1 pseudogene is annotated in these 282 nt (G+C 67.7%); it reads left to right on the top strand.

Features of this window, described 5'->3' with window-relative positions:
* Nucleotides 1-282, top strand: a pseudogene (locus KVT44_RS56040) (type I pantothenate kinase); the annotation flags it as partial.

Raw genomic sequence — 282 nt, 5'->3', positions numbered from 1 at the left:
CACCAAGGAGCTGGTAGCACGCGGTCTGATGTCGTGGAAAGGTTTCCCCGAGTCGTACGACCGTCGGGCCCTCACCCGGTTCGTCGCCGACATCAAGGCGGGGAAGGTCGAGGTCACGGCCCCCGTCTACTCCCACCTGATCTACGACATCGTCCCCGACCGGCGGCTCACCGTCCGCCGTCCGGACATCCTCATCGACGAGGGTCTGACCGTCCTGCAGCCCGCCCTCCCCGGCAAGGACGGCCGCACCCGCGTCGGCCACGCCGACTACTTCGACTTCAG

Origin of the sequence: Streptomyces sp. GbtcB7 (genome assembly GCF_019091445.1) — a bacterium.
GTDB lineage: Bacteria > Actinomycetota > Actinomycetes > Streptomycetales > Streptomycetaceae > Streptomyces > Streptomyces mirabilis.
Note: the sequence above shows the minus strand (reverse complement) of the source record. Positions and strands in the feature narration are given on the sequence as shown.